17 protein-coding genes are annotated in these 20,995 nt (G+C 65.3%); 13 read left to right on the forward strand and 4 right to left on the reverse strand.

The window, feature by feature from the left end; all coding sequences use genetic code 11:
* Positions 1-263: 263 nt before the first annotated feature.
* The gene (locus ACGF7Y_RS07065; RefSeq protein ID WP_393230191.1) at positions 264-1,739 is read left to right on the forward strand and encodes a hypothetical protein; all 1,476 of its coding nucleotides are present in this window, start codon (positions 264-266) and stop codon (positions 1,737-1,739) included.
* Entirely contained in the window at positions 1,732-6,123 is a 4,392-nt protein-coding gene (locus ACGF7Y_RS07070) for a hypothetical protein (RefSeq protein WP_393230193.1), read from the forward strand. The genes ACGF7Y_RS07065 and ACGF7Y_RS07070 overlap by 8 nt, the downstream gene beginning before the upstream one ends.
* 90 nt (positions 6,124-6,213) lie before the next feature.
* On the opposite strand, the gene ACGF7Y_RS07075 is transcribed toward ACGF7Y_RS07070, so the two are convergent.
* On the reverse strand, positions 6,214-6,930 hold the full coding sequence (locus ACGF7Y_RS07075) for a helix-turn-helix domain-containing protein (protein ID WP_393230195.1): 717 nt from the start codon (positions 6,928-6,930) through the stop codon (positions 6,214-6,216).
* 343 nt (positions 6,931-7,273) lie between these two features.
* Here ACGF7Y_RS07075 and ACGF7Y_RS07080 point away from each other — a divergent pair, with 343 nt between their 5' ends.
* The 3 genes from ACGF7Y_RS07080 to ACGF7Y_RS07090 are packed head-to-tail and all read left to right on the forward strand — an operon-like array spanning position 7,274 to position 8,557.
* On the forward strand, positions 7,274-7,585 hold the full coding sequence (locus ACGF7Y_RS07080; RefSeq protein ID WP_393230198.1) for a hypothetical protein: 312 nt from the start codon (positions 7,274-7,276) through the stop codon (positions 7,583-7,585).
* Positions 7,573-8,349, forward strand: a complete 777-nt coding sequence (locus tag ACGF7Y_RS07085) for a cytochrome P450 (protein WP_393230201.1) — start codon at positions 7,573-7,575, stop codon at positions 8,347-8,349. The genes ACGF7Y_RS07080 and ACGF7Y_RS07085 overlap by 13 nt, the downstream gene beginning before the upstream one ends.
* A gap of 10 nt (positions 8,350-8,359) precedes the next feature.
* Entirely contained in the window at positions 8,360-8,557 is a 198-nt protein-coding gene (locus tag ACGF7Y_RS07090; protein WP_393231012.1) for a ferredoxin, read from the forward strand.
* Positions 8,558-8,591: 34 nt separating this feature from the next.
* On the opposite strand, the gene ACGF7Y_RS07095 is transcribed toward ACGF7Y_RS07090, so the two are convergent.
* Positions 8,592-8,822 carry a DUF6400 family protein gene (locus tag ACGF7Y_RS07095; RefSeq protein WP_393230204.1) on the reverse strand — a complete coding sequence of 77 codons (231 nt, stop codon included), beginning with the start codon at positions 8,820-8,822 and terminating at the stop codon, positions 8,592-8,594.
* A 455-nt stretch (positions 8,823-9,277) separates the two neighbouring features.
* Here ACGF7Y_RS07095 and ACGF7Y_RS07100 point away from each other — a divergent pair, with 455 nt between their 5' ends.
* Positions 9,278-10,690, forward strand: a complete 1,413-nt coding sequence (locus tag ACGF7Y_RS07100; protein WP_393231015.1) for a hypothetical protein — start codon at positions 9,278-9,280, stop codon at positions 10,688-10,690.
* A gap of 411 nt (positions 10,691-11,101) precedes the next feature.
* Here ACGF7Y_RS07100 and ACGF7Y_RS07105 read toward each other — a convergent pair whose 3' ends face one another.
* Complete coding sequence (locus ACGF7Y_RS07105; RefSeq protein WP_393230206.1) at positions 11,102-11,413, reverse strand: hypothetical protein; 312 nt, start codon at positions 11,411-11,413, stop codon at positions 11,102-11,104.
* A 907-nt stretch (positions 11,414-12,320) separates the two neighbouring features.
* Positions 12,321-12,923, reverse strand: coding sequence for a TetR/AcrR family transcriptional regulator (locus tag ACGF7Y_RS07110; protein WP_393230209.1), 603 nt, complete (start codon positions 12,921-12,923; stop codon positions 12,321-12,323).
* Between the two features lie 222 nt (positions 12,924-13,145).
* Here ACGF7Y_RS07110 and ACGF7Y_RS07115 point away from each other — a divergent pair, with 222 nt between their 5' ends.
* The 7 genes from ACGF7Y_RS07115 to ACGF7Y_RS07145 all read left to right on the forward strand — a co-directional run bounded on the left by ACGF7Y_RS07115 (position 13,146) and on the right by ACGF7Y_RS07145 (position 20,993).
* Entirely contained in the window at positions 13,146-14,318 is a 1,173-nt protein-coding gene (locus ACGF7Y_RS07115; protein ID WP_393230211.1) for a spirocyclase AveC family protein, read from the forward strand.
* Between the two features lies 1 nt (position 14,319).
* Positions 14,320-15,138, forward strand: a complete 819-nt coding sequence (locus ACGF7Y_RS07120) for a CbbQ/NirQ/NorQ/GpvN family protein (RefSeq protein WP_393230213.1) — start codon at positions 14,320-14,322, stop codon at positions 15,136-15,138.
* Complete coding sequence (locus ACGF7Y_RS07125; RefSeq protein ID WP_393230215.1) at positions 15,135-16,826, forward strand: nitric oxide reductase activation protein NorD; 1,692 nt, start codon at positions 15,135-15,137, stop codon at positions 16,824-16,826. The genes ACGF7Y_RS07120 and ACGF7Y_RS07125 overlap by 4 nt, the downstream gene beginning before the upstream one ends.
* Before the next feature lie 115 nt (positions 16,827-16,941).
* Positions 16,942-17,808: an MlaE family ABC transporter permease gene (locus ACGF7Y_RS07130; RefSeq protein ID WP_393230218.1), complete on the forward strand. Its 867-nt coding sequence runs from the start codon at positions 16,942-16,944 to the stop codon at positions 17,806-17,808.
* On the forward strand, positions 17,808-18,662 hold the full coding sequence (locus ACGF7Y_RS07135) for an ABC transporter permease (RefSeq protein ID WP_393230221.1): 855 nt from the start codon (positions 17,808-17,810) through the stop codon (positions 18,660-18,662). The genes ACGF7Y_RS07130 and ACGF7Y_RS07135 overlap by 1 nt, the downstream gene beginning before the upstream one ends.
* A gap of 4 nt (positions 18,663-18,666) precedes the next feature.
* On the forward strand, positions 18,667-19,959 hold the full coding sequence (locus ACGF7Y_RS07140; RefSeq protein ID WP_393230224.1) for an MlaD family protein: 1,293 nt from the start codon (positions 18,667-18,669) through the stop codon (positions 19,957-19,959).
* On the forward strand, positions 19,956-20,993 hold the full coding sequence (locus ACGF7Y_RS07145) for an MCE family protein (protein ID WP_393230227.1): 1,038 nt from the start codon (positions 19,956-19,958) through the stop codon (positions 20,991-20,993). Before ACGF7Y_RS07140 ends, ACGF7Y_RS07145 begins: the two co-directional genes overlap by 4 nt.
* Positions 20,994-20,995 lie beyond the last annotated feature (2 nt).

Genomic DNA, 20,995 nt, shown 5'->3' on the forward strand with positions numbered 1-20,995 from the left:
TTCAACGAACATTCCGACTGCCCTCCAAGCAGCAGGCGCCGCGCGAACGGGCCTGATCAGTGGATGTCGAAGGTATTGTCCGTCGACACCTGCGGGCACGCATTCGGTTTCGCATTCCGCAGTGCGTCTTGTGGACGCTTCACCGGCGTCGGGAATTCACAGCCGGGGCTCGGTATCGGCCGAATGTGCTGCCGGAGCACGTGCGGCTGTCTACCATGCCGACAACGGAGCGTGGACGAGCGCTCCAGGAGATGGAACCAGGGGTGTCGGTGGTGTTCCAATTCCCGGTCGCTGAGACAGTTGTTTCCCCACCCGCGCATGGGGGCGGGCGGTCGTTTCAGGATGCAGGCCGTCCAGTCGGACAGGCAGTGGAAGACGCGGTGGTCGTGGTGCCGGGCATTATGGGTTCGGAACTGGTCGACACCGCCACCGGCGAGTTGTTGTGGGGAATGAAGCCCGGCCTGCTGTCACGGATGTGGACAGCTCCCACGAAAGCCCTGACGCCGCTGGCACTGGCGCCGGAGGGACCGGGGTTCGTGCGGCCGCGGGGATTGTTGCGAGTCTGTGCGGTGTGTCCGGTGTTCGCGGGTATCGAGCCCTACACGAAGCTCGTCAGGGCGCTGCGGAACGTGGTGCGGCATCCGCGAGCGGTGCTGGAGTTCGCCTACGACTGGCGGCTCCCGGTGAAATCGAACGCACTCTTGCTCGCGGAGGCGCTTGATGCGCATGTGCGGTGGTGGCGGGAGTTCTCCGACCGTCCCGCAGGCAAGGTTGTGGTGGTTGCGCATTCGATGGGTGGGCTGGTCGCGCAGCATGCTGCCGCGATCCCGGGTGCCCTCGATAATGTCAGCTCGGTGATCACCCTTGGTACGCCCTTCGAAGGTGCCGCCAAAACAGTGGTGATGCTCGGTACGGGAGAGGGTGCCCCGGTGCCGGCGAGCCGGTTGCAGGCGATCGCTGTGACCATGGCTGGGGTCTACGACCTGCTACCGGGTTACCGTTGCATCGATGAGGGCACGACTGTACGCAGACTGACGCAGGAAGATGTGGCCGGGATCGGCGCCGACGTCGACCTTGCCGCCGCTGCGTTGGCCGACCGCGCACAGGTTGCGTCGGTGGCGTTGCCGGGCCACCGGCCGGTGATCGGCGTCGCCCAACCAACGATATGCAGCGTCGGCCTCGATCATGGACGCCCGCAGCCGCTGTTTCACACCTTCACTCCAGGAAACGACGGAGACGTGGCCCGTGACCTCGACACCGGCGTCCCGATCCGCAGTCCTGGATTCGGCGACGGTACGGTACCCAGGAATGCCGCTGTGCCGTTGACGGATTCGGCGGTTTTCTCGCTGCCGCAGCAGCACGGGCCGATCGCGGTGTCGGACGAGACGATCACCTTCGTCATCGATGTCCTCCGCCACGCCGACCGCGACCGTGGCCCCCGCCTGGCCGGACCTGGTGAGATCGGCATCGTCGCACCGGACGTCGTCGACATCGGTACCGAGTTCCTCGTGAAGGTATCCGGTGTGGAGCGCCCGAGCAGTGTGCGCGCCACGCTGTTCGATGCCGACACCGGCCGTCGGGTCGATACCTTCACCGCAGCCCGCCGCGACGGTGAGATCGTCCTCCCGGCGACGGTGTATCGAGAAGGGGCGTATCGGGTCTCGGTCGACGGCTCGGGCACCAGCCCTGTCACCCAACTCTTCCTCGCCATCGACCCCACTACCGCGATCGATGATTGAGGAAGTCGAGCTGTTCCCTGTCGGGTTCGGCATCTATGACAACCACGACCCTGTCGAGGTCGACGATGAAATCAAAAAGGTCGCAGAGCTTTTGCATGCCTTCGATGCTCATTGTGTCGACTGGGATGTCGACATGGCTGCGCGTGGGGGAGACGAGGCGAGTGCTCGGCTGCGGGAGTGGTCGGCCGGCCAGGCGGTGGGGTCGGTGTTGTACTGGGTGGGCCACGGCTGGTCGGACGGCATATCGGCGAGTTTGGCGCACGCCCATAGTGACGCGCAGGTGAGGTCGGATGGGATCTCACCTGCGCGGGTCGCTGATGCGATCGAGGACCGTGACCACAGTGCACCGGGCTCATGGGTGCTGGTGTTGATAGAGGCTTGCCGATCGTCCAGGTTCATCAGCAACTTGAGTTTCGAACTCTCCACGCGCGGTGTCGCAAAGGTGGCGTTGCTTCTGGTGGGGGGAATGTCGGGCGAGGGCGCGACAGATCTGGGGCGCATCCGGGAGGTGATGAGCAATGTTCTGGACGGAACCCACCGTGGGGTCGATGTTCCGCTCACCGCCCTTGCCGACGAATTCGAAAGTTCCGGTGGCACGGTCGCGCGTCAACATTTGACCGGCCGAATACTGCGTCGGCGGCAGACGCCTGCGGTCAATGTGCCCTTGGATGTGAGTGCGGAATTCGAGGCGGCGCTGGCGGCGCTGACCGAGGACGAGCGACGCCACTTTCTTCCCAAAGCGCATGGCGGGGACCTCGGAGTCGAGCAGGCGGTGCTGGTCGAGCAGTCCTGGTTCTTCGTCGGCCGTGATCGCGAGGTCGGTGACATCGTCGGTTGGCTGACCACTGACGATAGCGACAGCATGCTGGTGATCACCGGCCCGGCCGGGGTAGGGAAATCCGCTCTTCTCGGTCACATGGTGGTGTCGGCGAACCCGCGCCTGTGTGCCGCGTTACGTCGCAACGAGCTCCTGCCCGACGGCGCGGACACCCCGATCGTGCCCCCTGCGGCGTTCGATGCCGTCCTCCATCTGACCGGCGCCACCGCCGCCGAGGTGATCACTCGCCTGGCCCGGGCCACCGGCGTCGATGAACGGCCACCGGAGCAGATCAGTCAGGCCGTCGCCTGGCTCACCGGCAAACTCTCCGAGCACGCGCATTTGACAATTCTGGTCGATGCCCTCGATGAAGCCGTCGATGCTCTCACTGTCGCGAGGCTCCTGGCCGCGGTTGCCGCTACGCCAGGTGTGCGGGTACTGGTGGGAACTCGTGCCGGCACTCGCGATGACCTCGACCACGGCGCGAGTGACAACGATCTGATCGATGCGCTCGGTCCGGCGGCACGGTTGGTGATCGGTCCTGACGGTGCCGCAGTTCGCGAATACGCGACATTGCGACTCCAGCGGGCCGCCGCTGCCGGAACATTGCCCCGCTCTTTCGACATCGAGGCTTTCGCCGCGCGACTCGGAGACCGTGCTCGCGGCTTCCTGTTCGCGCGCCTGGCCGTGCATGAAGTGGTCGCTGATCGCGTCTGGCGCGACCCTGCCACATGGTCCGGGCTGTTGGGCCGCAGCCACCAGGACCTGTTCGGAATCGCAGTCACCCGTCTGTCGCGGCGGGCACCGTCCTATTCCCCTTTGCTGCGAGCTCTCGCCTACGGGCGTGGCCGCGGTATGCCCGCGGCCGGGGGCATCTGGGCGACCTGCGCCAGGGTGCTGGCGCCTGAGGCGCTGATCAGCCTGGACGACATTACGGCGCTGCTGACCGATGCGGCTCCCTACATCGTGGCGGACCGCGAACACGGTCAAACTGTTTACCGGCTCGCCCACCGCGCATTCACCGAATTCTTCACCGACGAGACAACCCCTACCGATCGGGACCGCGAAATACATCGGGCGATGCTGCGAGCGATCGTCGGCTCGTGCGAGGATTCGCTTTCGTCTGGAAAGACAGCGCTCAACCCGTACGTGACCTACATGCTCTCCGGCCACGCTGCCGTCGGAGGAGAGCCTGCGTGGCACCTGCTGGACTCGCACAGTCACCTTCTGACGCTGCTCGACCCAGAAGCGATCGCTCGTGACGTCCTTCGCGCCGCGTTCGGTCTTTTCATCCTTCCACCAGCGATCGGCGGCATCCTCACCGTCGCTGCCACCCTGCGACGACTCGATATCGCTGACAGACTGCTGGCGATTCAACTCGCAACCGCACGACACACCGGCCACTATCGCGACTCCGGCATCGGCACGCATCTCTGGACAGTCGCACTCGGCTGGGCTGTCCTGCGTCCGCGGCAGCCCCACAGGATCCTGACCGGACACACCGACGGAGTCTTGTCGATCGCAGCGCTGCAGGTCGAGGACGGGCGGACCCTGTTGGCCAGTGCCGGCAGGGACCGCACTGTGCGGCTGTGGGATCCGATGACGGGCGACATGGTCGGTTCGCCATTGGTTGGGCATGACGGTGCTGTTACCGCTGTCGCGGTGATTCCTGGCACCGATGGACGGCCCCTGCTGGCCACCGGGAGTACGGACGCGACTGTGCGGCTGTGGGATCCGATGACGGGCGACATGGTCGGTTCGCCATTGGTCGGGCATGACGGTGCTGTTACCGCTGTCGCGGTGATTCCTGGCACCGATGGACGGCCCCTGCTGGCCACCGGCAGTACGGACGCGACAGTTCGCAGGTGGGATCCTGAAACCGGCAGCATGGTCGGTACACCGTTGAGCGGACATGTCGGTGCGATCACCGCAATTGTGGCCATACGACTGCAAAATGGACAGACCGTACTCGCCACCGGCGTGGGCGCGGGCGATACATTGCGATGGTTCGATCTGGAAACAGGTGAGGGTATCGGCCGACGGGTCGTCGGCCCGTCGGGTGCGGTGGAGGCGGTCGTCACTATCGCTCCGCGAGCGGAGGATCGTCGTTCGATGCGTTTACCCGGCGCCGGACAACGCGCCACGGTGCGACTGTGGGACCTGAGCAGTTCCGAACCGATCGGTGAACCCCTGTCCGGACACGTCGGCTGGGTGTCCGCACTGACAGCCGTGAAGTTGCCCGATGGCCGCATCGCACTCGCTGTCACCGGCGGCACGACCACCCGGATGTGGGATCCGGGTACGCGAAAGCCGATCGGGCAAACCCTCACCGGTCATACCTATTCCGTCAAGAACGCCGCAATTGTCCCCGTGCCCGACGGACCAACTCTTCTGGCGACCAGCGGTGTCGACAAGACCACTCGCCTGTGGGATCTCGACGCCGGAATGCTCGTGGGCACCCCCTTGATCGGCCACCACCGAGCCGTATCCGCGGTCGCGGCTGTGCCGCTCCGTGATAGACGGACGCTCCTCGCTACCGGGAGCGACGATAAGACGATCCGGGTATGGGATCCGATGGGACAGCCACTGGCCGCGCAAACCAACGCGGTGACCGCGATGGCGGCTATTCCACGTAAAGACGCGCGAACTCTACTCGTCACAGCAGATGACCGGAATACGCTGCGGATCTGGGATCCGACGACAGGGCAGCGGGTAGGGCGACCACTGGCCGGACACACTGCCCGGATCACCGCGATAGCGGCCGTACCCCACAATGACGGGCGGACGCTGCTGATCACAGCAGACGACCGGAACTCGATATTGATCTGGGACCCGACCACCGGGGAGCAGACAGGAAACCCTCCGACAGGCCACAACGATCGGATCATTGCGATCGCCGCCGTGCCATACGCGCCCGATCGAACACTCGTCGCAGCCACTAGCGGCGTCACCGTATGGCTATGGGATCCGATTACAGGCGTGCGAGTCCGGACCCGACCGAGTGGGCCTATCGAGTGGACGGCCGCCACGGCCTCGACTGCGGCGACCAGGCTGGACGACGGTCAGGTGGTGCTCGCCACCAAAGATGTCAGCGACACCTTGCGCCTATGCCACCCGACGATACGCGACCTACCGCGCGGCCTACGAAGCTTGCGTGCCGGCCGAGCGTCAGCACTTGCCACCGTGACCCTGCCGGATGGGAGAGAACTTCTGGCCACTACGAATACAGACGACTGGACGCTGCGACTGCGGAATCCGAAGACCGGGATCGCAGTAGGTCCAGCGATCGACTGCGACCCCGGTCGCCTCATGAACGCGTCGGCGACCTGCCACATGGCGGCCATAAGGCTCGAAGACGGCCGCGTCGTCGTAGCAGTGGCATTCGGCAGGATGCTGCGGATAATGCACCTACTATCCGGTGAACATGTGGCCGGCTTCGACCTCGGCGCCGACATCACCTGCATGTGTTCGACAGGGGACGCCGAACTCGCTGTCGGACTCGAAGACGGGGTCGCTCTCCTGCGTATCAGCAGTGTTCGACATCCGAACCCACCAGCGTCTACCTGAACCCCGCCCATGTTCAGGTGTTGAAGGCGGTGGCGCGGACGTTGTCGTTGCCGTCGGTGCCGCATGCATGCACGACAGGCTGAAGCTCGCCTACTGGCCACCGGCCTTTGTGTGGCCGGTTCGGCCGCATATCTTTCGCCAGCGCTCGGCTGAGGCGACCATGTCGCGGCCGACGAATTCGAGGAACTCGCTCATGGTGTGAAGTCGTGAACCGGCCGCGGTGGTGGCTCCGAACACGGCGATGCCCTGGCGGGCTGCCTCGGCGAGGGCGTGGATCTGCTGGGCACTGGCCAAGGTCGCTCGGACCCACGCGTCATCGCCGATGACGTACCGCTCGCGCCGTCGCGCGCCGTCGCGCTCTCGTCGGATCAACCCTTGAGTTTCCAGTAGGCGGACAGCGGAGGAGATGGTGGCAGGGCTGACGTGCAGCCGTTGCGCCAGCTCGGCCGCGGTGAGGCCGGCCGTGTCGACGGCGTAGAGAGCGGTCATCACATTCGCGGCGGTGCGCGGGATACCGGTTCGGGTGATCAATGCGCCGAGTTGGTCGAGGTATTCGCGTGTCGCGGTGTCACCGTTGCCGGTGGCCGCCGGTGCGGCGGGTCTTTTGCGTCGGCGCGCGCGCTGCTCGGTGGCGCGCTGCGCGCGCTGCGGCTGATAGCGGTTGGGTCCGCCGTTGCGCAGCACTTCCCTGCTCACGGTCGATGTCGGCCGGTCCAGCCGGCGGGCGATCTCGGCGTATCCGAGTCCGTGCGCCAGCCCGCTCGCTATCTGCCGACGGTCCTCGTGGGTGAGCCTGCCACCTGGCATCGCCTGATCCTCCTCCGGCTCGTCGACAGCTGTCGAAGTACAGCATGCGTTCAATCGCATCTCATTGCAATTCAGGGACCGGGTTATTGCATTGAGCTACAGAGTCATTGCAAGAAGTATTCGCAATCTACCTGCTATTTCGGAAGATGTGCGGATTCTCAGGCTGGATTCACTCCCGAATGAAACGTAGCGTTCAGTTTTGGTGAAACACAGATGGAAAGGCGACATCGTGACAGAGTCCGTGTCCGACGCAGTAGAGCTCCCCACGACCCGGATCCCGGGTTGCCCGTTCGACCCGCCCCCCGGATTGGCCACGATCCGGGCGCGGCGTCCGCTGACCCGGATGATCTTTCCCGACGGTCATCAAGGTTGGTTGGCCACCGGATACAGGGAGGTGCGAGCCGTGCTGTCCGATCCACGCTTCAGTGTGCGCTACGAAATCACGCATTACCCGCTGGCCGACGCCGGAGAGATCCCACCGGCAGTACCGGGCGACATGCTCGGAGTGGATCCACCCGAACACACCCGCTATCGCAAACACCTGGCCGGCAAGTCACCGTGCGCCGGATGCAGCAGCTCGCCGAACATGTCTCGAGCATCACCGATGCCCATCTCGACGAAATGGAACGGGCGGGTGGCCCTGTGGATTTGGTGAAGGCCTTCGCCTTCCCGGTCCCCGCATTGGTGATCTGTGAACTACTCGGCGTTCCTTACCGTGACCGCGATCTCTTCCAGCAGAACGTCGCCGCCCTCGGCGGCGTGGACGACTCGATGGACGAACGGGTCGCCGCGTTCACCACCATCCAGGATCACATCCGCGAACTGGTGGGAACCAAACGCGACGAACCGGCCGACGACCTGCTCAGCGACCTCACCGGTACCGACCTGACCGATGACGAGCTGTCGGGCATCGGAGCCCTGCTGCTCGGCGCCGGCCTGGACACCACCGCGAACATGCTGGCGCTGGGCACCTTCGCGTTGCTGGCACATCCCGGCCGGTTGGAGACGTTGCGCAGCGATCCGGACAGCACCGACCGTGCCGTCGAGGAGTTGATGCGGTATCTGAGCATCGCCCATACCGGTGCCAGAACCGCTCTGACAGATGTCGAGCTCGACGGACAACTGATCAAGGAGGGGGAGACCGTCGCGATCTCGATTCAAGCCGCCAACCGCGATCCCGCCGAGTTCGACGACCCGGACACCCTCGACATCGGCCGCAACGCGGTCGGACATCTGGGCTTCGGCCACGGCGTCCACCAATGCCTCGGCCAGCAGTTGGCTCGCGTCGAAATGCGCGTCGCGCTACCCGCCCTGGTGCAACGCTTCCCCACGCTGCGATTGGCTGTGCCGGCCGACGAGATACCCCTGCGGCACGGCCTGGACATCTACGGCGTGCGCGCCCTGCCCGTCACGTGGTGAGAACATGCCGATGAGAATCAGCGTGGATCGTGAACTCTGCATCGGTGCGGGCATGTGCGCCCTGACCGCACCTCGGATCTTCGACCAAGACAGCAGCGGAAGATCCGTACTGCTCGAGCCCGAACCGGCCCCGCGCCACCATGCCGCGGCCCGCGCCGCCGAAGAAATATGCCCGGCAACCGCGATCCGGATCAGCAACCGGAGGTGACACAACGAACCGTGGTTGGTGCTCGGCGGTGGGATCAGTAGGCGGTATCGCGCGTCGTCCGATCGGGCAGGATCCCGGATCGGACGAGTTCCTCGTAGATTCGCTGCTGCTCATCATCGAGATTCGAGTACAGCATGGCGTATGCCAGATCTTCCTCGGCGAGCACCGAGACCGGATCCCAGTCGTCCCCGAGTGCCGCGAGAACGGCGCTGCGCCGTCGTGCCTCGTCCAGCGTGAGGTCGTAAGCAAAATTGTGGTCGGTCATTCGGGATCTCCAACGAGGTTCTTTCCGAGACGAATTGCTGACAATGCCCAACCGTGCCTTTCCCGGGCAATGGCCTGCATCACATTCCCTGGCCGGACTGCGTCACATCTGATGCCGACGCGCGGGCTCGACCCCCGGCGTAGGCATCTGACCTGCATATTCGAGCGGCGCAAGGCCCAGCCGTGCCGAGCATCGGCGCAGCCTCGCTGACCGAGCTGTGTGAGTACCGGCACTCGGGAGCAATGCGAACGGGGCGTTTGCGATCGACCGAGGTCCGATCCCGGTCCGGTCGGTATTCTCCGTCGAGATGGATCGCGATAATCCCGCGAACTCGCGGGTCTCTCCGCTGGGGATGGGTTCTGATAGATTCCGGCCGCATGGGGTACAAGCGTGGCTGCGCACGGGTCTCTGCGGCCGGCCGGAACCCAGAAGCACAGAGGACCGTTTTGGGCGCGATGTATGTCGCCGTCGCGGCTCTGCTCACCTTGGTGTTATTCGTCCCGCAGGTACGGCTGTATCGGGATGAGCAGCCGCGTGCCGATGTCATCGCTCAATTGCGGTTTCTTCGTGCGGAATTGGCGTCGGGGCTCGGGGAGAAGATGCAGGGCATGTTCCCCGAGGGTTATTTCTTTTCCCACGTCTTGTACGGGTTGGCGTGGGCTGATATCGCCCGTGGCGACACGACATATCGGGACGAGGCGCTTCGGGAGGCACGCTGGGCGCTGGAGCGATTGGGATCGCCTTCGGCACGGGCGGTTTTCGATGCGCGGCTGCGCCCGGCATATGGGGTTTTCTATGTCGGATGGTCCAGCCGGTTGCGTGGGGACGTGATCGAACTCGCCGGTGCCGGCGCACCGGAGACGGCGCAATTCATCGCGGATTGCGAGGGACTCGCGGTCGCTTTCGGTATGGACGGGCCGTTCCTTGCGGCGTATCCGGGTCAGGCTTGGCCGGTCGACAGTGTGGTGGCCGTGTCCGCGTTGAAGTTGCACGACCGCATCCTCGGACCGCGTTTCGAGCCGGTGATCGCCGATTGGCTCATCTCGGCTCGCTCACGCCTGGACCCGGCGACCGGTCTACTGCCGCACCAGGCGACTCCCGTGGGGGAGGGTGCGCGCGGCTCGTCACAATCGATGATCCAGCGGTTCCTGCCGGAGATAGACCCCGCGTGGGCCGGACAGCAGTACAGCACATTCCGCCGACTCTTCATCGATACCCCACTCGGCCTGCCAGGAGTGCGGGAGTACCCGCACGGCCACAGCGGCGCGGGCGATGTGGATTCCGGGCCACTCATTCTCGGTATCAGCGCGTCGGCCAGCGTGGTCACCATCGGTGCGGCCCGAGTGCACGGCGATCGCTCCCTCTCCGGTCCACTCACCGGCCTCGGTGAAAGCGTCGGGGTACCGGTCACTTTCGGCAACTCGAAACGCTACGCCTTCGGTGCCCTCCCCATCGGTGACGTCTTCCTGGCCTGGGCTTTCGCCGTACCGCTCGCCACCACCGCAACATCGTTCCCGCCGGTGGTCCAATGGTGGTGGCGGGTAGCCTGGCACGCACTCACGCTGACGGTCCTCACCCTGCTCTGGTTCCCGATAGTCGCGGACTCGTTCGGCGCGTGCGCGCGGGTCGGCGCAGCACCTCTGCCATCCGCCATTCGCCAGGCTGATCCAAGCGGTGATCCGGACACGCGAGCAGCGCATCTTCTGGAGAGTACGAGTTTCGCGTCATGCCGTGGTCGGCTATTCCCCGGCCCTTCGTGCACCACCGCGACGACTCCGGGCCGTCCGGTGGCTGAGATGACTCCACTGTCGGCCGTATCGCCCGTCAGCCCGGCGGGGCCAGACCATCGGATTCGTCAGCCCAGCTGACACCGGCCTGACGAAATGTCACGGCTCTGACACCGTGTTCGGGCTGGTCGTGGAGCCAGCGGAAGGAAGCGTGGCGCCGGTGGGCCATCACGGCGATCGTCCGGTCGGCCGTGGCGCCGGTCCATCGTGTCCGCGATTCCCGGTAGCGAGCGGATTCGAGTTCGCCACAGGTCCCGCAGCTGGTGTTCAAGGAAGCCCCGCGCTCATAGCGTGAAGGCGCTATCTCCTTGGCGGGCAAATGTAATCGAGGGGGTTCATCCGCCGTGGCTACGCTGGCACGTCGAATGAATATTCAAAATCTGGCAAATACACTGCAATGGTACGTGCATCGCTGATGCGCAGCGTGGCGGTGAGAAGAAATGCCGGTCCCGAGCGGTGGCTCGGAGGAAGTGGTGATCTACCGGGACCGGATCAGGCGGCGGGCTGGGGCTGGTTCAGGTCCCGGACGCCGGTGATCGCATCGATGATGTTGACGATCGCGGAGGTGCCGCCGTCGAGTGCCGAGCTGCCGGAGTCGAGCATGGCGGAACCGGAGGACGAACCAGCGGAACCGGTGGACGAGCCGCCGTCGGCCGAACCCGAGGCGGAACCGGTGGCAGCGGAGCCGGTGGCAGCGGAGCCGGCGGCGCCGGAACCGGCGGCGGAGGCCACCGCGACAGGGCCGAAGAACAGGGTGGCGGCGGAGATGCTGCTGGCGGCGATCAGGGCCTTGCGAGAGAACATGTACGAAGCTTCCTTTCACGGTTGGATAACGACGCCATATGACGTGCACCAGCAACGTTAGGAAAAAGAGATCTATAAATCCACTTCTCCTATTGTGGGGATAATCACCGTTAATAGTTGGCTAACGATATATTGTGCCGAGGTAACACCATTTGATCTTCACTTCGGATACAAATTCATGATCGAATCAGTCGATTTCTCCCACGGTGTCGCGTATCGCCGTGCGGCGGAGCCGATCTCGTAGCCGGGGAGTCCTGGTCCCGGCGCGGCGCAACCGGGCTGTCGGTTGCTCTGCGTGCCCTCCCGGATGCGGCGTGCGCAAACCGCGGCCACTGCTCCTCCGCTGCCGCGCAGGTGGGCCTGGCGAACACCGCCCGCCGGTCGGCTTCCCTCGGGGCCGACTCCCGGTGTTGTCCGATCGTCGAGGATCGCCGGTGGGCGAGATCCGGACGAGCGACCGGCCGCCGGTCACTGCCTCTGTGCCGTACTGGCGCGGTGATCGAATCCGGCGAGGTGGCCGAGGCGGTCGCCCGTGTGGTCGAAGAGTCGTTGCTCGGGGTGACTCGCTGATCGAGCAGGTCCTCCGGCGGCGCTGCCGGAAACTCCACCCCCCGCGCTCCAAGCCTGACTTGCTGCCGACTACGCCGAGCGTCGCCTGGTGTGCGGGGCCGGTCGGTGCGGTGAGCGGGAGGGGGCCGTCATATCGACGGGTGGTCGCCGTCGGAGGGGCGGTGACCACGCAGGTGCCGAACGTTCCGGTGCGGTCGTAGAGGGTCGCGGTGCCGAAGACGGGTAAGAAACCGATCATCGAACCACCTTCGAGAATGGGATTCTCATGCATCGTGCGGGTGGGTGGGTGTCACGTGCCCTAGGGGTGCGGTGTCGGCGACAGGGGGTGCCGGCGCGATCAGGGCAACTTGATTACCGACACGTACATTTCGATGATCGGCCGGTAGAGGTCGATATCGTCGAGTTGGCTCCCGAGGACGACCGAGTCGCTGGTGGTGATGATCATGTGCGCGAACGTCAGCGGGGGGATCAGCAGAGTTCCGCCGACCCGGTCGAGGCCCTCGGCGATGAACCTGCCCAGTGACTCGACGGCCTCGGCCCTTTTGGCCGCTACGCGTTCCCGTGCCTCGGGGTTGCGAAGCAGATACAACGTGAACTCGTAGCCCAGCGCGGCGTGATCGGTCCCGCGGTCGTGGCCGAGTTGACGCCACCGCTGGGCGATTGCGTCGAGTTCGCGCGCTCCCACTTCGGACACCGAGGAGAGCACTTCGGCGAAAGTGTCGAAATAGCGACGCAAGTACCGGTCGCTCAGTGCCAAGAACAAGTCTTCCTTCGTGGCGAAGTGCTTGTAGATGGCGCCTTTCGTGTAGCCCGCGGTATGCGCGATGTCGTCGAGAGTCGCTGCCGTGAAGCCTTTCTCGGCGAACACCGCCTCGGCGGCATCCAAAAGGAGCGAACGGGTGCGCTCGAGGCGGCGCTCCAACGTCCATCGCTCGACCATGCGATTCAGTGTAGCGGAGGATCTCAGAAACTACTTGGATGGTGAGATACTAGGTGGTATCTTGGCTGAGGAGGCCCTCGACGGAGGGCAATTGACGACTTCTCCGTAGTCGAACGATGTCGACCACGGTCCCTGCGACATCGAGCTCATCGCCGATCCGTATCCCCCTGGTCGCACGGATGCGTGAGCGCTGTACCGCAACTATCCGAAGGAGACAGTGTCATGACCGGACTGTCGAATAGGAAGAACGCCCCCCGTGTCACCGAGTCGCTCGGCGGAGTGGACACGCTCGGTACCCAGGTTCAGTCCACGGTCAAGCCGGTCCGGATCTGGGCCGTTCTCGGCGGTGCGATCCTGTTGTTCCAGCTGTATGTGTGGATCCGCTGGGCGACCGGGCCCTATTTCGTGCGGGTGCCCACCGGGCCGAGCGATCCGCCGGTGTGGATGAAGACAGTCCTGATCACGTGGACAGCGGTGGTCTTGGCCGGCTGGCCGATCGGCGTCTACTACTTCATCGTCAGGCCATGGCGGCGGGAGCGGCGGATCACGACCGACGGCATGCTACTGGTGGCCTGCGGCCTGCTGTTCTTCCAGGATCCGCTCCTGAATTACTTCAACACCTGGAGCACATACAACACCTGGATGTTCAACCGGGGCTCGTGGGTGCAGCACGTTCCGGGTTGGCGGTCGTATGGCGAACCGGGCGAGATGATGGCGGAACCGCTGCTGATGAACGCGGCGGGTTACTCGTACGGAGTTCTGCTGTGCACGATACTCGGATGCTGGATCATGCGCCGGGCCAAGGCGAAATGGCCGAATATCGGCAACCTCGGCTTGATCGGCGTTCTGATCGTGTGGACGTTCTTCTTCGACTTCGTCATCGAGGGCATGTTCCTGATGCCGATGGGGCTTTTCACCTATCCCGGTGCGATCCAATCGCTGTCGATCAACGCCGGTACCTACTACCAATGGCCGATCTATGAAGGGCTCATGTGGGGAGGTGTCCAGGCTGGTCTGTGCGCACTGCGTTACTTCACCGACGACCGTGGCCGGACATTCGTCGAGCGGGGACTGGAACGTGTCCAAGGTGGGTTCGTGCAGCAGCAACTCACCCGTTTCCTGGCGATCTTCGCGGCGTGCAGCGTGTTCTTCTTCGTGTGCTACAACCTTCCCGCTCAGTGGTTCGGCATGAACGCCGACCCCTGGCCCGAGGACATCCAGAAGCGCTCGTACTTCGACATGGGCATCTGCGGTGAAGGAACCGGGCGGCTGTGCCCTGATCCTGTTCTGCCGATCCCCGGCAAGAACACCGGCTACATCGATCCCGAAGGCCGGCTCGTTCTCCCGGACGGGGAAGAACTTCCGGAAGTCGTTCCCTTCGAGCGAGGAAATTGATATGTCGATCAGTCGATCCACCGCCGTACTCCAGGATTTGGAGGCGCCGTTCTACCGGGCGGTCGGCGACGAGGTGGAGGTCTTCCACGCCGCAGCCCGCCGCGGTTCGCCGGTGTTGCTGAAAGGCCCCACGGGATGCGGGAAGACACGCTTCGTGGAGGCCATGGCATACGAACTCGGTCGCGAGCTGATCACCGCCGCCGGGCACGAGGACATGACCTCGGCGGACCTGGTGGGCCGGTTCCTGCTCCAGGGCGGTGAAACGGTGTGGGTGGACGGGCCGCTGACCCGGGCCGTGCGCGAGGGCGCCATCTGCTACCTGGACGAAGTGGTGGAGGCCCGCCAGGACACCACCGTGGTCATCCACCCCCTCGCCGACCACCGGCGTGAACTACCGATCGATCGCCTCGGCAAGACATTGCGAGCAGCCCCGGGCTTTCAGCTGGTGATCTCCTACAATCCCGGCTATCAGAGCGTATTGAAGAGCCTCAAGGAGTCGACCCGCCAGCGTTTCGTCGCCATCGAGCTCGACTTCCCACCCGTCGATATCGAGACCGAAGTGGTCGCCTACGAAGCGGGAATCGGATCCGACATCGCGCGTGCCCTGGTCTCACTCGGTCACGCGATTCGCCACCTGGACGGGGCGCCGCTGCGCGAAGTCGCTTCCACCCGGCTGTTGATCCTGGCAGGCGGTCTCGTCGCCGAGGGGCTGAGCCTGCGCAGCGCCGTCCAGTCGGCCGTCGTCCAGGCTCTCTCCGACGATCCCGACGTCGTGCGTGCCCTCGGTGAACTCGCCGACGCCGTCCTGCCACGGACATGAACGCCTCGAATCCGGCGAACCTCGACCGCTTCCGGCTCCTCGCGACATTCGTCGCCGGTCGGTCTGTCGATGTGGCGGAAGCACCCGCGGGCCGAGCCGCTCACACCAACGGTCGAACCGTCTTCGTCTCGGCGGGTCGGTCCACCGCAGAACAGCGCCGCGAGATGCTGGTCCAGACCGCCCTGCTCGGTGCGGGGAGCCTGGATCGACATCTGGTCAGGACAATGCGGGCACGCCCCACGGTAGCGCGCCGCTACCTGGCGCTGGAAGGGTGCCGAGTGCTCGCCGAACTCGGCGAAAAGGTCCCTCTCGCAACAACGCTCGGTCCCCATGCGCCACCCGGCACCGCGACCGCCGAGGAGTCGCTCGAAGTGGCCGCAGGCCGTGTGCCGGTTGCCGATCCACCCGAGTGGTTCGGTGTCATCAAACCTTCCCGGTTGCTGGCGCCGACAACCGGAGCGGGTGCACGGGCCACCGACAAGGAGCTGCGTTTGGATTTCGATCCCATCGACTTGCCCGAGGCCGACGACGATGACGGTGACAGCGAGCAGGCCGCGGGAAGTAAAATTCTCGGACTGTTCGAGAATCCCCTGTTCAACTCGCGGGCTCTGTCGGATCGGTTGCGCAAGCTGTTCGGCAACTCCCGTTCCCCCGGAGACGGAGCGGCAGGCGCAGAGATGCAAGTTCGCGCCGTCCGACGGGTGCAGAAGGTGGGAGCAAATGCCCGGCCTCTGCCCACGCGTATCAGTTTCACCGATGACGACAAGCCCGGCGCCGCGCTCGGTATAGGCGGCGCCCTTCATCCGGAGTGGGACGTACACTCCCAGCGGTATCGACCCGAGTGGTGCCGGGTCATCGACTTCCCGTTGACAGTCGCCGCCGACATCTCCGCCGCCGGTGTCCCGCACGACGACGTGCTCCGACGACGCCTGTCTCGCATCGGCCTCGGCTCCAAGGTACTGCGCAGCCGCCCCGACGGTGACGAGCTCGATATCGAGGCGCTCATCGATCTCGTCGTCGATCTGCGTTCGGGATACTCGCCCGCGGAAAACATCTACCTGGAACGCCGCAAACTCGAGCGCGATCTCGGCGTCCTCATCCTGCTCGATGCCTCCGGATCGGCCACCGACACCGATCCGGCGGGCCTGACCGTCCACGACCATCAGCGACGGGCGGCCGCCACCCTGGCCCGCACGCTCGAAGAGCTCGGCGACCGCGTCGCTGTCTACGCTTTTCGCTCGCAGGGCCGACACGCTGTCCACCTACCTGCGATCAAGACATTCGATCAGCGTTTCGGCGCGGTCGAACGAGCCCGGCTCAACCAACTCCAACCCTCGAACTACACACGTCTGGGCGCCGGCATCCGCGGGGCAGGCGAAATTCTCAGAAACGAGGCAGGTACGCAGAACCGGCTGCTGGTCGTCCTTTCGGACGGCTTTCCCTACGACGATGGCTACGAAGGCCGTTACGCGGAAGCCGACGCCCGCAAGGCCTTGGAAGAACTGCGCGCCGACGGCGTCGCCTGCCTGTGCCTGTCCATCGGCGCCGCCACCACCACCGACGCCCTCGAACGTGTCTTCGGCTCCGCCGGTCACGCCGGCGCGACCACGCTGAGCGAACTCAGTCCGCGAATGGATGAATTGTTCATGTCGTCCCTTCGAGAACTCGCCGCACCCAAACCGCGATAACGACAACGCGCGTCCGACCCGAAGGCCGATCGCCGTCGGGCGCGCATCGACAGGGGCAATCCGTTGCGAGCCCCTAGCGACTCCGAACACGTCGACACCAAAAGGGAGGCTCATAGTGACACTCGATGAGGCCCCGGACAACCATCCAGCCGCGCCCACCGCGGTCGCCGAGATCAAGAACTGGTCGAAGGAGTACGCACGGCGGCACCCGATCGCGTCACTGCAGACTGTCGGACGGCAGGTCGCACTCGGTCGGCACGCCTTTCGCCATCTCCTCACCGACATCGCCGGACGTCGCTTCCCCTTCGGCGAATTCGTCGCGCAAGCGGCATTCATGGTCAAGACCTCACTGCTTCCGACGGTAGCGGTCGCCCTGCCCATCAGCGCGACACTCTCCATCCAGTTCGGCCTGCTGGCCGGGCAGGTCGGCGCCACCGCGCTGGCCGGGGCGGCGAGCGGTTTGGCCGTGATCCGTCAGTCGGCTCCGCTGGTCACCGCCATTCTGCTTGCGGCAGCGGTGGGTTCGGCGCTGTGCGCGGATCTCGGTTCACGCAAGATCCGCGACGAGATCGATGCGATGGAGGTCATGGGCATCTCGGTGCTGCGCCGGCTCGTCGTGCCGCGACTGGCCGCGGGGATCGTCGTCGCCATGGCCCTCACCGGTGTCAGCTGTTTCGTCGGATTCCTCGCAGGCTACCTGTTCAACGTCTATATCCAGGACGGGACACCGGGCAGCTACCTGGCGACGTTCTCCTCCTTCGCGACCGCGGGTGATCTGTACCTGGCCATGGTCAAGGCCGCGGTGTTCGGGATGATCGTCGTGGTCATCGCATGCGAGAAGGGCTTGAACACCCGGGGCGGACCGGGAGGTGTCGCGAACTCGGTCAACGCCGCTGTCGTGGCCTCCATCGTCGTGCTCATGGTGATCAATCTCGGCTTCACCCAGATCTACACCATGCTGTTCCCGAGGGCGACACTCTGATGGCCACCACCTATCTCCCACCCGGGGTTCGGACGGTGATCGCGGTGGCGCGACCACCGTGGTACGGGATCATCCGGCTCGGGCACATGTTCACCTTCTTCGTGCGCGCCGTGGTCTCGATCCCGCTGGCCCTGCGGCACTACAGCCGGGAATCGATGCGAATCCTGTCCGACGTCACCTGGGGAAACGGCTCGCTCATCGTCGGCGGCGGGACCGCCGGGGTGATGATCATCCTGGGCGTCGCCGCCGGCGGCATCGTCGGTATAGAGGGATTCAACGCGCTGAAACTGCTGGGTATGCAGGCCGCCACCGGGATGATCGCGGCGACCGCCGCGACCCGTGAGCTGGCTCCGATCATGGCCTCCATCGCGTTCGCCGCGCAGGCGGGCTGCCGGTTCACCGCACAGCTGGGCGCTATGCGGATCTCCGAGGAGATCGACGCCCTGGATTCCATCGCGATCCGCCCGGTTCCGTTCCTCGTCTCGACGCGGCTGGTCGCTTCCGTTGTGGCGATGATCCCACTGTTCCTGGCCGGATCGGCCGCCGACTACCTCGCTGTGGAGCTGTTCGTCGGGCTCCTCGGCGGCCAATCGTTCGGCACCTACGAACATTATTTCGACCTCGTGCTCAGCGGCAGCGACGTGGCCTACTCGCTGCTGAAAGCGATCGTGTTCGTCACCGTCACCACCACGATCCAGTGCTATTACGGCTACTACGCGCGCGGCGGCCCGCAGGGGGTCGGCGTCGCGGCCGGGCGGGCGATGCGCGCGAGCATCACCGTGATGGTCTCGGTGAATCTGCTGATGACGTTGGCGCTGTGGGGTTTCGACGCCGGTTCGAGAATCAGCGGGTAGCGCGATGGCGATCGTATTCGAATCCGACGACAGGCACCTGTCCAACGCGGTGCTGTTCGTGCGCGGCCTGGCCGTCCTGGTTGTCATCACGGCCACCGTCGCGGCGATGATCGCCCGATCCGAAGGCGCGTTCGCGGGGACTGTCGGAGTCACCGCGCTACTGGTCGATGTCGGTGACGGACTGCCCAGGAAGTCCGATGTCAAATATCGCGGCGTGCTGGTCGGCAGTGTGCGGGAAGTGGTACCGGCAGCCGACGGCCGAGCCAACTCGGTGCGTATCGATCTGCTGGCCGAGCACGCCGGCGGGATTCCGGCGACCGTGACGGCGCGTGTCGTCCCGAGCAACGTCTTCGCTGTGTCCTCGATACAGCTCATCGACAACGGCCCCGGTGCCGCCCTGGCGGAGGGGGCCCGGATCCCGGAGGACCACAGCCGCGCCGGCGTGCAGCTACAGACCTCACTCACCGCGCTGAGCCATATCGTCGCCGCCGTGGGGCGACCCCGCGCCGACCCCACCGTCGGAATCCTCGAAACCGTCGAGCGAGCGACCCGGGGCCGGGGTGAGGACGCGCTGGCAGCCGCGGCCCAGCTCGAACGAATCGTGCGCGCTTACAACGCAGAGGCGACTTCTACCAGTGAATTGCCTCTGCTCACCGGACTAACGGAGGCGGTGCACGGGTTGCAGCAGTCCGCACCCGATCTCCTCACCGCGCTGCATGAGGCGGTCGGGCCCATGCGCAGCGTGGCCGAGCAGCGACTCCGATTGGCGGAATTGCTGACCGGCGGCATCGCGACCAGCGAACGGGTCGGCACAGCGATGACCAATCGGACCGACACCATCATCGACCTCAACAGCAGAATGGGGCCGGTCCTGCAAATCCTGGCCGCGGGCAGCGGCAACTTCGTCCAGATGACGACCTCCCAGACCCGAGTCGCACGAGTGTTCACTCACGATTTCTGGAACGCCGAGGACCAGAGCGGCACCGCCAAAGTGATCGTCGAACTCACCCCGCACAAGCAGTACACCCGCACCGACTGCCCCCGTTACGGCGAACTGGCCGGCGCGAGTTGCGAAAACGGCCCCGCCGCGGGCCCGCCCGTCATCGGCACCCTCGACCTGCCGGTGAGCGGACCTGAGCAACGACGACGTCTCGCCGAGCGCCTGGGCCTGCCGCCCGAATCCGTCGGCCTCGCCGAGCTGTTCGGCCTGACCCCGCAGTCGCTCGCCGACCGCGGAACCGCGCCTCCCGATACCGCACCGGCCACCCCCGCAACACCGGCAGGAGAACCACGGTGAAACATAAACGCGACCTCGCCGGACTCACCGCGTTCCTGCTCGTCGCCGCCCTGCTGACGTGGATGGTGCAGGCGACCCTGCGACGCGACATCACCGGCGACACCCACTCCTATTCCGCTGTGTTCGCCGATGTCTCCGGGCTGCGAGTCGGTGATGACGTCCGGATCGCCGGGGTGCAGGTGGGCCGAGTCGATGCCATCGACATCCACGGACCACACGCCGAGGTCACCTTCCGGCTGCGCCGGGATCAGACCGTCTACGGCAACACCCTGGCCTCGGTCACCTACCAGAATCTGATCGGGCAGCGCTACCTCGGACTGAGCCTGTCCGACTTCGGGGACGCGACGCCGCTGGCGCCCGGCGCGCAGATCCCGCTCGAGCATACGGAACCGTCCTTCGATATCTCCGCTCTACTCAACGGATTCCAGCCATTGTTCAGCACCCTCGACCCCCAGGACGTCGACAACCTGACCGCCGCGTTGATCAGAGCGCTCCAAGGCGACAACGGCGCGGTCGCCGCCCTGATCGCCGAAACCGCGACTCTGGCGCAATCCTTCGCCGGACCCGACCAGATCCTCGGCACACTCCTCGACAACCTCTCGATCGTGATGACCACGCTGGCAGCGCAGGGCACCGGAATGCGGACGGCACTCGCACAGACCCGCAAGCTCTTCGATGCGCTGGACGCCCGCCGCGACACCCTGATCGAGCAGACCGACCGCATCGCCACCGTCGTGTCCGATGCCGCGAGCGTCGTCGACGGCGCCGCCCCGTCGCTGAACGAGTTCATCCGTCGCGAACCAGGCTTCGCACGACATTTCGTCGATGGCCGGGAACGGTTCGCCTACCTCGGATTCAACCTTCCGCTGCTGTTGCAGTCCATGGTCCGAGCCACCGACAGTGGCGCTTTCGTCAACGCCTATGTCTGCGACATCGGATTCGGTCTCGTCCCCGGAGTCGACCCGGTGATCTCGCGGATCCTGGGCGCCGCATCGCCCACCGGCCACTCCCAGAACTCCGCCATCTGCAGGTAGAA

Origin of the sequence: Nocardia sp. NPDC047654 (assembly GCF_043205035.1) — a bacterium.
Taxonomy (GTDB): Bacteria; Actinomycetota; Actinomycetes; order Mycobacteriales; family Mycobacteriaceae; genus Nocardia.

Coding starts and splice junctions, on each gene's coding strand:
- ACGF7Y_RS07070 (WP_393230193.1), top strand. CDS start 1,732: ATGATTGAGGAAGTCGAGCTGTTCCCTGTCGGGTTCGGCATCTATGAC.
- ACGF7Y_RS07110 (WP_393230209.1), bottom strand. CDS start 12,923: ATGGTCGAGCGATGGACGTTGGAGCGCCGCCTCGAGCGCACCCGTTCG.
- ACGF7Y_RS07135 (WP_393230221.1), top strand. CDS start 17,808: ATGGCCACCACCTATCTCCCACCCGGGGTTCGGACGGTGATCGCGGTG.
- ACGF7Y_RS07075 (WP_393230195.1), bottom strand. CDS start 6,930: ATGCCAGGTGGCAGGCTCACCCACGAGGACCGTCGGCAGATAGCGAGC.
- ACGF7Y_RS07100 (WP_393231015.1), top strand. CDS start 9,278: ATGTATGTCGCCGTCGCGGCTCTGCTCACCTTGGTGTTATTCGTCCCG.
- ACGF7Y_RS07090 (WP_393231012.1), top strand. CDS start 8,360: ATGAGAATCAGCGTGGATCGTGAACTCTGCATCGGTGCGGGCATGTGC.
- ACGF7Y_RS07105 (WP_393230206.1), bottom strand. CDS start 11,413: ATGTTCTCTCGCAAGGCCCTGATCGCCGCCAGCAGCATCTCCGCCGCC.
- ACGF7Y_RS07140 (WP_393230224.1), top strand. CDS start 18,667: ATGGCGATCGTATTCGAATCCGACGACAGGCACCTGTCCAACGCGGTG.
- ACGF7Y_RS07115 (WP_393230211.1), top strand. CDS start 13,146: ATGACCGGACTGTCGAATAGGAAGAACGCCCCCCGTGTCACCGAGTCG.
- ACGF7Y_RS07120 (WP_393230213.1), top strand. CDS start 14,320: ATGTCGATCAGTCGATCCACCGCCGTACTCCAGGATTTGGAGGCGCCG.
- ACGF7Y_RS07125 (WP_393230215.1), top strand. CDS start 15,135: ATGAACGCCTCGAATCCGGCGAACCTCGACCGCTTCCGGCTCCTCGCG.
- ACGF7Y_RS07080 (WP_393230198.1), top strand. CDS start 7,274: ATGATCTTTCCCGACGGTCATCAAGGTTGGTTGGCCACCGGATACAGG.
- ACGF7Y_RS07095 (WP_393230204.1), bottom strand. CDS start 8,822: ATGACCGACCACAATTTTGCTTACGACCTCACGCTGGACGAGGCACGA.